The 11916-nt window shown below is 40.8% G+C and carries 8 protein-coding genes; 3 read left to right on the top strand and 5 right to left on the bottom strand.

Features of this window, described 5'->3' with window-relative positions; all coding sequences use genetic code 11:
* Window positions 1-34: 34 nt before the first annotated feature.
* The 5 genes from AC23N5_RS20640 to AC23N5_RS20620 form a co-directional block, all read right to left on the bottom strand.
* Complete coding sequence (locus tag AC23N5_RS20640) at window positions 35-1981, bottom strand: discoidin domain-containing protein (RefSeq protein WP_487757066.1); 1947 nt, start codon at window positions 1979-1981, stop codon at window positions 35-37.
* Between the two features lie 13 nt (window positions 1982-1994).
* Window positions 1995-2237, bottom strand: coding sequence for a hypothetical protein (locus AC23N5_RS20635; RefSeq protein ID WP_487757065.1), 243 nt, complete (start codon window positions 2235-2237; stop codon window positions 1995-1997).
* A 46-nt stretch (window positions 2238-2283) separates the two neighbouring features.
* On the bottom strand, window positions 2284-2691 hold the full coding sequence (locus tag AC23N5_RS20630; RefSeq protein ID WP_487757064.1) for a hypothetical protein: 408 nt from the start codon (window positions 2689-2691) through the stop codon (window positions 2284-2286).
* Window positions 2692-3037: 346 nt separating this feature from the next.
* On the bottom strand, window positions 3038-4984 hold the full coding sequence (locus tag AC23N5_RS20625; RefSeq protein WP_487757063.1) for a sensor histidine kinase: 1947 nt from the start codon (window positions 4982-4984) through the stop codon (window positions 3038-3040).
* A 34-nt stretch (window positions 4985-5018) separates the two neighbouring features.
* Complete coding sequence (locus AC23N5_RS20620) at window positions 5019-5693, bottom strand: LytR/AlgR family response regulator transcription factor (RefSeq protein ID WP_487757062.1); 675 nt, start codon at window positions 5691-5693, stop codon at window positions 5019-5021.
* 303 nt (window positions 5694-5996) lie between these two features.
* On the opposite strand from AC23N5_RS20620, the gene AC23N5_RS20615 reads away from it, so the two are divergent.
* The 3 genes from AC23N5_RS20615 to AC23N5_RS20605 all read left to right on the top strand — a co-directional run bounded on the left by AC23N5_RS20615 (window position 5997) and on the right by AC23N5_RS20605 (window position 11912).
* Entirely contained in the window at window positions 5997-6593 is a 597-nt protein-coding gene (locus AC23N5_RS20615; protein WP_487757061.1) for a helix-turn-helix domain-containing protein, read from the top strand.
* Between the two features lie 102 nt (window positions 6594-6695).
* Window positions 6696-8744 carry a sensor histidine kinase gene (locus tag AC23N5_RS20610; RefSeq protein ID WP_487757060.1) on the top strand — a complete coding sequence of 683 codons (2049 nt, stop codon included), beginning with the start codon at window positions 6696-6698 and terminating at the stop codon, window positions 8742-8744.
* A gap of 204 nt (window positions 8745-8948) precedes the next feature.
* Entirely contained in the window at window positions 8949-11912 is a 2964-nt protein-coding gene (locus tag AC23N5_RS20605) for a hybrid sensor histidine kinase/response regulator transcription factor (RefSeq protein ID WP_487757059.1), read from the top strand.
* Window positions 11913-11916 lie beyond the last annotated feature (4 nt).

Raw genomic sequence — 11916 nt, 5'->3', positions numbered from 1 at the left:
TCATCGTCGTAACATGTTTGGAATGATAGTTTAGTTATTTTACTTGTAAGGTTAAGGTAATTGTTTGGCTTCCAACTGCTACGGTTCCTACATCCCAAATAGACGTTCCGGAATTATATGTACCTATCGTCGGTACAGCAGATAAAAATTTGGTATTCATCGGCACAGGAAGACGAGCCTTTACCCCTGTCGCTACATCCGGTCCGGCGTTTGTCAGAGTAAATGTATAATTAACCTGTTCTCCTTTGTTACCACTCGCTGTAACAGAATTGGCCGTCAGACTCAAATCGGATGTTAAGCACTTTTTAGAAATTAAGGTAACCATATAATCTTTATAACAGGAAGCATCCTTAAATATCCTGACCGTATAAGGCTGACCAGCTACAGGGTTGGCTAAATTGTTGACCAAGGTCATAGGGGCGGCAGTAACTGCCATAGCTGCTGAATAATCAGGCCCTGTATAACTGCTGCCGGCTGAATAACCTACTTTTATAACCCCAGATGAATACGTACTTAAAACCAGCTTGGCGTCTGAATTGGCTGCACCCGTATTCCCACAGGTAGTTTGTACCGTAGTAACAGTTCCTGTTACCCCCGAGCACTGTACACACTGAAACATAGCAGCTGATATGTATTCTACTGCTAAAGATCCGATAGCTGTGACCTTGACATATCTAAAGGAAGAAGGCGCAAAAAACCGATATGTTTGCAAATTATTCCCACTGGAGGCTACTACTACTGTCTCACCAACCTTGGTCCATGTAACATTATCATTAGAAGTCTCGACATAGAAATTTCCTGGTGTTGATGTACCAGCTCCGGCTGCTAATACAAACACCTCTCCAGTAGTCCCTAACGGTGATGACACGCCAAAATCTACTGTTACCCAGTTGGCCGAAGTATAAAATAAAGTAGAAAATCCATCCTTGTAGAGGACATCATCCAATTCATTGCCCCATTTATTTCCGTCAACTACTGCAACCGCAGGAATCTCTTTATACTGTAGAGAACAAGACCCCGTCTCTTGGGTTACACAACCCTGCCCATATGCGTGTATAGCATCGATGCTTACTTGCCCCGTACCCGAAGGCATGATTTTGACATATTGAAACTCTTGCGTTGCCAAAAATTTAAGTTTTTGGAATTTCGGTGTAACGACCGTAAAAGCAGTTGTTTGCAATGGTGTATAATTACCTCCGTCCATAGAGGTGTAAACTGTGAAATTTCCCGGCCTGACCGATGTATATTGTCCTCCCTCTATTATAATGCTATCTCCAACCGCCAATGTTTTCTGAAATTTAACAAGTACACCTTGTTCCGTAGCCGTAAGATCCGCACTTATACCGTCAGCCCCTTGGAGCACATTACCCGATACTACCCATACTGTACCTTTAGCTGATACCGGATTAAAATTCTGCCATCTCAATACCTGCCCGGCTGCACAATTGGAGTAGCTATCTATCTGACAATACGGGCCTTGATAATGTACATCATCTACTCCTACCCAAGAGTTTGACAAAGTAGCCAACTTTACATATTGGAATGCAGAGGGTACAGTGACAGAATACGATTGCGAAGTAGTAATAGTATTGATTGTTTGTGCACTACTATATGTTACTCCATCAGAAGAAAATGAAACTGACAGTGTTCCTGGATAAAGTGTAGAGAGTAGCTGTTTGGCGACTATTTTAAGGGAACCACTTGTTGTCAATACTTGATTAAACTTGACGACTACAGCATTACCCGTAAAAAGTTGCACGCCTTGTCCTTCGGCCATTCCCCCAAATGCAATATTAGATAAGGAACCGGCATAAATCGTTCCTGTAGCCGTATCCGGGTAGACTGTCCCACTCGCCACTGAAGTCCAGCCCGAGGGGCAGGTCTGAGCTATTGCTGAAGTATATAAACCTCCTAATAGACTACTGCCTATCAATAGCAACAGTCTCCTCCAATTGAGCATTGTTTGTATAATTGGATTCATTTTGGTAGTATATTTAGTTAATTAAGGTTTTGATAAAAGGACTATGTGGGCGTTTGACCAACGCCAACAAAAAGGCTTTGCGCGCTTCGGGCGAGTCGCCACGACGCAGGTGCAGCCGCCCCAAGCTCTCGCCAATAGGAGCCATCAATCGCGGCGGCTCGTCGTAGGCAATGGCCCCTTCCAGGTCGAGGGCCGCTTTCCACGCCATGTCATTAAAAGGCTGAGCGGCGTCGAGGTTGTCGATCCAGCCCGCCAATTCGTAGCGTGCCATGCTCAGTATATCGTAGGTCTCGTTGATGTTCTTAAACTCGTTGCTCTACTCCCGAAAACACATATATACCAACGCCAGCAGGATGCGCCCCTCGTAGAGAAGCATTAACGACGAGCCCGTCAATCGGAGCCTGTTGGCTGAGGGTGAGGTTGGCATACTGCTGCGCGCTGGCGAGGGCTTTCTCAAACACGCCCCAATAACCCATGGCGCAGGTCGAATCCAAACGAATCACCTGACGAAAAGCACGATACGCTTCGATGTGCCAAAAATCATGCAGCAGGTTCAGCCCCTGATCAAACCACTTCTGAGCCTCAATGCTGCGGGTGTTAATGGGCGGGTGGCTTTTACCAAGGGCTTCGCGAAATATAGGAAGCTTAGAGGAAGATGTTGCTCTACGAGCATCGGTACTGCAACTTATTAATGCAGTAACTAACGGCAAATAAAAAAATACATAAAACTGTTGGCTATTTCTAGACCTGTACTTTTTTATTCTTCTATATGCATTTGGTAATACTTTCATGAAATGCCAAATCATTATTATTACTATCGATTTGACGCAATCTTTATGCTAAGTATTTATTATCGAATTTATTAAGGTTACGAAATACAGGCAAAGGACACGAAAACAATATTTTACATATAAACATTATTTTAGTTCAATAAAATAATTCTAACAAATTTTATGCCACGATGAGTTATTTTTATTATAAATTTTTTTTTCAAAAAAATAAGCACTCATATTATCTGAGTGCTTATAAATAACCATTATATTAAGTAAGAAAATATTAGCGCTTTTTTCTTGGCAATACTAGTGTAAAAGTAGTACCGTTTATTTCTGAACTCTCTACCCAAATAGTTCCTTTGTTCTTCTGAATAAATCGCCCAATCATGATCATGCCCATGCCCATACCTTCTGCACCCACCACCGCACGTTCTGGCTTACGAAATACTTTTTGAATCATTTCTAATTTAGTCGCCAACATTCCCTTTCCGTTATCTATGATTTGTATCTCTACGCGGTTAGGGCTAGTATTTTGGGCCAATATCCTTACTTTTCCACGCTCACTGAGCGCTTTGTACGAATTATCGACCAAATTCCGTACGATTAATTCTACCGCATTGTAATCGGCATATACCAAAATATCTTCCGCACAGTCAATTTCGAATGAAACACCTTTCACAATACCTACTTTTTGGTACAAATCTACCACAGCATTGATTGCCAATGAAAGTTGAAACAATGTAGGGTTATAGGGTAATTCATTGCGCTGGGATAAAACCCAACTCAACAAATTATCAAGCATTTTTTGAATGGCTATTCCAGACTCATCCAAGGACTTAGAAAATTTTTCAATAGCTTCGTATTCTTTCCTTTTAAGATGAAAACTTATCAAGTCCCCTATTCCATGAAAGGCGTGCATGGGCCTGCGTAAATCGTGGGCAATTATCCCAAAAAACCGTTCTCTTGCGCTAAAATAACGTTGAATCTTTTGGTTAGCACTGTATAATTTATATCCTAAAACACCTATCCCAATAACAACTAATTCTGCAACCATTAGAAGAATAAAATTTCGTCTTTCAGCCTCTTCTAAGTGTTTAATTTGCTCTTGTTTTCGCTCAAATTCGTACTGCGCTTGAACATCCAGCATTTTGTCACTTTTTTCTTCCTCAATGCGCTTTCTATAATGTTCAAACATTTTATATTCAAATTCTAGGGCCTGCTTATAATTGCCCTTTTTAGCCTCAAACCATTGCAAGTTGTTGTACAATCCCCAGCGTAACACATTATTTTCTTTTTCATATTTATCCAAAACAGCTAGCCCTTTTAGTACATATTCTTTTCCTTCCTCTATTTTCTCTAACGACCTACAATCATTAGATAAGTTCAGGTAAGCCGTTGCTTTTTCGCGGCTCTGTTGCTCGGAGATAGCATGGAGAATTTCTTTATTGAGCTTAAATGAATCCAACATTCTGTTTTGAACATAATAAGTAATGGCAAGAAACGTCCGAAAATCATCCAACGAATAACCCACCGTAGCATCTCGCCTTGCCAAGGCGATTGCCTCTTTTGCCATTACCTCTAGCCTTTGCCCCTCAACCACATACAATCCTTCCTTCACTCCATTTCTCCCTAGCGGCATTAAGGAGTTTTTTTTTACAATGTCAGAATAACCCAGCGTCAGGAAAGCTATTTGGGCCTGTACAAAATCATGAATATTGTAGTATTCTTTTAAAATTTTCTCAATATGGGCAATGTACTCCTTCTGTAATAGGCTGCTTTTTGTGGCGGCATCACCAAAGTTTGATGATTGCATAATGATATACAAAGCATAACAATGCAATATCCCAGAAGCATCTTCTAAGCGCTCAAATTGCGTTAAGGCTTCTTTGAGATGAATTGACGCTTGGTATGTTTGCCTCTTTTTGTAAAAAAAGTAGGCTTGGAGGTAATTATAAGACGGCTGGGCAAACGATTGGTCAGGAAAGGCAGCCATCAACTGCTCAATTTCTTTGAAGAACCTTCCCTGTTTATTTGCATTCACCCAAGTGTATGTACGTTCGAGCACAAGTAGGTTTTGTAATCGCTCAATTCGTTTACTTTGATGGCCAGTCGTCCATTTTTCCAAACTATCCACTTTCGATACAGGAGCTACGTCAGCAAACGTAAGCGTCTGAGCCATAACCCCATGTACCTGCCCAATAAATAGTGTGATATAGAAAAGAAACCTCATTTGCCTAGTTATTATGTATGTTCATTGGATATACTTACTGACTAAACAGTCGAATAAGATTCTCCCGAAATGACCGTCCTACGGGGATGGGATTCCCATTTACGATTACTTCCTGCGCTGACAAATCGAGGCGAGTGGCAAAATCGCCATTGACGACAAAAGCCTTATGCACTTGTAAAAAGCGCGCATCTAGCTCATGAATTACATTCCTTAAAGAGCGTTTTATACTATAACGGCGCTCAGTGGTCTGAAAATGAACATAATTACGGTCAGCTTTTATGTATATCGTTTTTTCATAGGGTAAAAAAAGTTTTTTTCGAAACTTACCTGGAATCATCAACCCTTCTTGCGATGGAGCAGGAGGCATCAGATGCTCAACCATGGCCTGTAAACTTAGCTGATGAAAGGGCTTCACGATGAACATCGTTTTGGGTAGGGTCAATATTGATTTTAAATAATCGTTGTTCGGATGACCCGTTAAAAAGATAATAGGATATGCTCTATTATCAATATTAAATATGTCATAAGAAAAGCCATCAGGAAGTACTACATCCGAAATCACCAAATCAGGATTCCAACTGAGCAAAATCTCTTTTCCTTCCGATAATGAGGCTGCTAGTTTAATTATGACGTCATTTTGATACTGAATAAGCATCATCTGAAGCTTTGATTGCCATAATAGGTCGTCTTCAATTACTAATATTTTCATAACTGATTGTAAGTTTATTTTATGTCATAAATGTACACATACTTATAAGGTTATACCAACCTGTTCAACCAAGAGACTATCACAAACGGGTACGAAATGCAATTAAAGGTGATATTGTGATTATAGGAGAAACGCATTGTGTACATAATGTGCATTACATCCCCTTTACACATTGTTTTCCATGAAAATAGCCTGATTATTGGGAATGTATATACACGAACGATAAGACAATAGTCACATAAAACTATTCAAGTCGTTTTTTAGAATATTTCAACCTACTTTTAAAATTTTAATCAGATGAGTATGGAAACGTTAGGATTTTCAGTTCGAATCGGTCAAGAAAGCGTAATCAAACTGACCGAGTTCCTTGTATTTCAAGGCATCCCCTTTATGTTGCAGCCAACGGCAAGCACCCAAAGCTTGACCCAGCACACTCCAACCCCTGTTAAAATGGTTTTTCGAGAGCAAGCGGTGGCTAAAGACCAAAAACAAGAACCCGAAGAAATACCCGTCATTCACCCCGCTGCCAAACCCAATGATTTACAAATCTGTAGAGAATTGATACAGAAATACCTTCATAGCGATTTCTCCCAACCCATCCCGACGGAAGTTGAGATTGCAAAAGAGCAGGGTATTAGTGTCATGAAGCTAAAATTGGTTTTTAAGCGGCTGTACGGAAAAACGCTCTACCAGATGTACATGGATAAACGAATGGACAAGGCATCTTCGTTGTTAAAATCTGGTTATAAGGCAGTTGAAGTAGCTCGTTTAGTGGGCTATGGAGTAAACTCGTCCATCAAATTCAACAAAATGTTTCAAAAATACTTTGGAACAACCCCAAAAAAATATCAAGTAAGTTTTAGAGACTCAGTAAATACTTCTTCCGCTTTTTATACCTAGAAAGATCTAAAAGTCAATAAATTGTGTATAAAGCTAGTTGGGTTGTTCTGAGCCCAACTAGCTTTCGATGAATACCTTCTTGGTTGTAACTACAAGTACTTTTTGGGAGATAAGACAAAAGATGACAAAAGTCATCTTTTGTTGTTGGTTGTTTTTTTTGAACTTGCAAAAAACAGCAAGTCTAATCTATCATTTTCCGAAAAACTCTTTCCTTTACTCACCATGAAAGTTATTCTACTCTGGGGCACCTGCGTTGCCGCGGCATTGAACCTATGCGCGCAAGTACCTACCCTTGGGAATGTTTTTTTAACTGCCAATACTGACAGCCTCGCCCAAACCCTTTCCCACAAAACTGGCACTGCAAAACTTTCCACCTTATTGAGTCTTTGCAAAAGCCTTGACTTATGGGAAACAAATGAGAGCAATTTAGAGACTTACATTCATCAAATCAAAGGGGAATTAAAAACCTTTTCACAATCCAAGGGCCATTACTTCTATTTTTTTGCCAAGCTAAAAGCTTCACAAAATAGCATAGAAGATGCCTATAACTACAGTAGGCTGGCATATGAATACTACAAAAGCCATAACGACACCACTGGTATCGTATCCTCTTTGCTAAGTCTAGGAACCATTGCAGTTGAAAGAGAAGTGAACTCTCCTAAAAAAATACAATTTGGGCGTAAGCATCTAGAAGAAGCAATGACCATTTGTAAAAACTCTTCAAACCCTGAGTTGAGGATTATTTATTGCTATGTTTTTACCAGACTTATCGGAAGAGAAGGGCTCACAACTCAAAGTGCACAGTTAATAACCGAACTCAAAAAAGGACTTATCTTGATAAAAAAGCATCCCCAGTATATATGCTACAAACCCTTCTTACTGAATATTTTAGCTGTCGTTTATGAGTCAAAACAGCAATTTCAAGAAAGTTACAAATATACTTTCGAGATTTATAAACTCTATGAATTGTACCGCGGCAGTAACATTCCATTAATCACGCTATATAACCTTGCCCTTTTTAATGAAAATTTGAAGAAATATGAGGAAGCTCTAGTGTATTACCAGAAGTCTATGCAAAAAGCACGTGATTTAGGCGACTTTACTTTTCAAATGCGTTATAATATTTCTATGGGCATACACGCTTCTTTAGTAAGCCTAAATAAATACAAAGAAGCCGCGATATGGGCTGACAGTATTTACACGTACGCCGAAAAACACAATAATAGGGCCTTGAACACAAAACTTCAGAACGCCGTAGTGAAATATGAAGTTGAGAAAAAAGAGGCTCGTACCAAAGCTTTAGAACAAGAAAAAAAACTTGTAGAGGCCCAAAATAAGTTGTTTTTAGGATTAGGAGCAGCAATTGCACTCGCCCTCTTGGTTACCATATTTCTTCTATATCGGCTCCGACAGGCCAACTTTAAGCTTAAAAATGCGTATGATGAAATTTTACAGCTTCATCAAGCCCGCGATTATTTTTTCGGAATCATTGCTCATGATTTGCGCAGCCCCTTAAATAGCTTTCAAGAAATGGCAGAAGTGATAAAATTCTATATTGAAACCAAACGTTATGATGAATTAAAAAAAATCTCGGATGGCATTGATCAAATGGGCCTGCGCATCAGGGTACTGCTTGATAACTTGCTGAGTTGGGCATTGAGTCAGCGTCATGAATTGCCCCACTTGCCCGAACAACTTGTACTGCTCAAAAAAATTCTTCCCATTACCGAACTCTATCAACAAGTCACTTCTTACAAACACGCCAAAATAACCGTAGAGTGTCCTACCAACTTGACCGTATATATGGATTCCAATGCGTGTGATTTAATCATTCGTAACTTAGTAGATAACGCCTCCAAGAACCTACAGAAAAATGGCCGAATTCTCATTAAAGCAGCCTATAACGAGACCAGCAACTGTGTTGAATTGTCTGTCGAAGATGATGGAAAAGGAATGTCTCCAGAAAAACTTCAACAACTTACTCACACCCTTCACCATCCTGAAATAAGCCAAAATACTCCCCGTGGATTAGGCATGATTCTCATTGGTCGCTTCCTTCAAAGAAACCAAATCTCATTTGGCGTGAAAAGTGTTTTAGGCCAAGGTACAAATTTTAATTTAATGATTCCTGTTGCAGCAGGACAAACCTAACTTGCCCTTTTGCCCCAAAAACAGCAAAAATTTGCTTTTAGGTATCAGGGTTAAACGCATTAAAATCAATAGCATCTTTTTTATTATAATATACATTCAACCTCTTTTGGTATCTTTTTTAGCAAAAGGCTTTTTCCTAAATCTACAATTGACGTATTTTGTTGTATTGGTTAAAAACCCATACCAAAACTTCAATTGTGACCAATGCCTACTCTTTCTCCCTTTAAAAATAAACGTTTAGCAGCAATCACCCTGTTCGTTGCCTTATTTTTGGGGTCATCAAGTGCTACGCTTTTGAATGCTCAAACCCCCAAGGTAGCTTCGTTCTTAACGTTAAAAGACCTAGCTCGGTTAGACAGTCTTGAAATGCACTTTATTTGGGCGAGCGAAGAGCCTGACAGTACTTCAATGGCTGCTGATTTGAACGCGATTGAACTGTATGCCAAGCAATCGCAAGACGAGCAGCTACGCCTTTTTCTCAATTACCTAACACTCAACTACTTTACTTTTAAAAAAATACCCAAGCCTAGCTCTAGGTATTTAGAATTGAAAAAATTGCTGGACGGATTAGCAAAACTACCCCAAACCCTTTTAACCGATCGAATCAGGGCTTATGTTGAATTTAGAATGGGTGTGTACCTTTATAACCAACGCGCCAATTCTGTCACCCTCGTCAATCATTTTCTTACGGCGGACCTGCTTTTTCGGAAAATAGGCTATGACAATGTCTTGTTAGCAGACCACAAGCTCAACCGCCTTGGAACGTATTACATGAACCAAGTTTCTGATTTTAAGACGGCTATTAAGTATTTCAGAGAAGGTGAAAAGTATTTGGCCAAAGACCCAATTGACCATTATCGGATTGATTTTTATAAAAACTATGCCAACTGTTTGGGCTACTTAAACCAATACGACCAAGCCATTAAGTATAACAAATTGGCGATTGCTCAAGTCCGACTAAAAAAAGATAGCTTAAAAATAGGCACCATCAACGGTAACATTGGCGAAATCATCCTCAATACCTCCCCTAATCCCGCCCAATCAGAACCCTACTTTAAGCAAGAGTTGGTTTATCGTTTGCGCTACAAACCCAAAGGGTTGGGCGATATTGCCAAGGTATATGGTAATTTGTGCCAAGTAGCTGGGGTCAAAGGCAACAAAGGGGAAATAGTTCAGAATTTTGAAAAAGCCGTTAAAATTCTCAACTCTGATCCTGATACGCTAGATTACCACGCCTTGCTGTCTGGATTATACAAAAACCGAATGATTGCCGATTCGCTGATTGGAGATTTCAAAAGCGCTTTTCTGCACCGAAAAGGGTATTACGAAGAATTGATTGTCAGCAACGAACAAGAAATTAAAGCCATTACTTCGGAAGCTTCGGTACGGTTTGACGTAGAAAAAAATAAACTTCAGGCTGAACTTGCAAATGAGCAAGCCCAAAACTCGCGCTTTTGGGTATTGGCCATTTCATTGGTGCTTGTCATCGTTTTGTTTGGTGCCTACTTTGTTTATTACCGCCAAAAAACACGACGCGAGGAATTAATGCAGCGCTTGTCTTTTGAGCAAAAAGAAGCCGAACGATTGGTGGCGTTGGACGAAACCAAAACGCGCTTTTTTACCAATATCTCGCACGAGTTTCGCACCCCGCTGACCCTGCTCGTTGGCCCTTTGGCAGAGCTAGGCAAAAAATACCCCACCGAAGGCATGATTCCTGTCATGCAACGAAACCTATCTCGCCTCCAAAACCTTATCAATCAACTTCTTGACCTTTCCAAACTCGAAGTCGGAAAACTAGAACCCACCATTCAGTATGGCGACGTAGCCCATTTTTTACGTTACCAATTTGCGTCCTTTGAATCGCTTGCGCAGAGCAAACAAATTATTTTTGAACGGACGCAAAGTCATCAAAAATGCCTTGCTTATTTTGACGAAGATAAGCTGGAAAAAATCGTCACCAACTTACTTTCTAACGCTTTTAAATTTACCAATGAAAATGGGCGCGTAAAAGTGAATGTACAGTACACTACTCCCGAAGGAGATGACCATGAGAAAGGCGCACTTCTCACGCTAACAGTGGCTGACAACGGAATTGGGATGGATGCCGAACGACTCCCCCGAATTTTTGACCGTTTTTACCAAGTTGATGACAGCCAACGACGCCACTACGAAGGAACGGGTATTGGATTGGCCTTGGTGAAAGAATTGGTTTTAGCCCTCAAAGGGACGATTGACGTGACAAGTAAGCCCGAAAAAGGAACCACTTTTGTCGTGACTCTCCCCTGCGATGCTGCTCATTGGGGTGAGTTTGTCCACGTTGGCCAAACAACTGTTGAAAAACCAGATTCACGGCTGGCGTTCGAGTCTAGCGCATCAAGCCTTACGGAAGCTCCTGTTGTCGATAAAAATAGCGAGGCACCGTTACTACTTATTGTCGAAGACAACCCCGATTTGCGCCATTATATCCGAAGTATTTTTAGTAGCACGTATCGCATCGAAGAAGCACAAGACGGCCAAATCGGCCTACAAATGGCTACCGAACTAATTCCTGATGTCGTTATTTGTGACGTTATGATGCCACGGCTCGATGGGTTTGGTTTTTGTAAAGCCCTCAAAACCGACATTCGCACCAATCACATTCCTGTCGTAATGCTTACCGCAAAAGCTACGCTCAACGACCGACTGGAAGGGCTTGAGACAGGTGCCGACGATTACCTGTCGAAACCGTTTCATACGGAAGAACTGCAAGTACGACTCCAGAATTTGCTCAAAAAACAACAATTGCTCCAACAAAAGTACGCTCATCTGACCCCGATAGTTCAGGCTACCGACGAAGTCGTTCCAGCGGCGTCGATGGATGACTTATTTTTACAAAAAGCAACCGATGTTTTAGCTAAAAACTATACCGAAAGTAGCTTTGACGTTGACCAGTTTGCGGCGGAGATGAGCTTAACGCCCGTGCAGCTACGTCGTAAATTGAAAGCACTCACCAACCAAACCGTGACCGAATACGTCCGAAATTATCGCCTCCAACTAGCGGCTGATATGCTGAGGGCCAAGGCTGGAACCGTTTCAGAAATAGCTTATCAAGTGGGCTTTGAGAGTTTGCCCTATTTTTCTAAAATATTTAGCGAACGATACGGAATTTCACCAAGTGAATACGCGTAGCAGA

The sequence above is a fragment of the Runella sp. R5_40 genome (genome assembly GCF_057652295.1).
Note: the sequence above shows the minus strand (reverse complement) of the source record. Positions and strands in the feature narration are given on the sequence as shown.

Coding starts and splice junctions, on each gene's coding strand:
- AC23N5_RS20620 (WP_487757062.1), bottom strand. CDS start 5,693: ATGAAAATATTAGTAATTGAAGACGACCTATTATGGCAATCAAAGCTT.
- AC23N5_RS20625 (WP_487757063.1), bottom strand. CDS start 4,984: ATGAGGTTTCTTTTCTATATCACACTATTTATTGGGCAGGTACATGGG.
- AC23N5_RS20605 (WP_487757059.1), top strand. CDS start 8,949: ATGCCTACTCTTTCTCCCTTTAAAAATAAACGTTTAGCAGCAATCACC.
- AC23N5_RS20640 (WP_487757066.1), bottom strand. CDS start 1,981: ATGAATCCAATTATACAAACAATGCTCAATTGGAGGAGACTGTTGCTA.
- AC23N5_RS20615 (WP_487757061.1), top strand. CDS start 5,997: ATGGAAACGTTAGGATTTTCAGTTCGAATCGGTCAAGAAAGCGTAATC.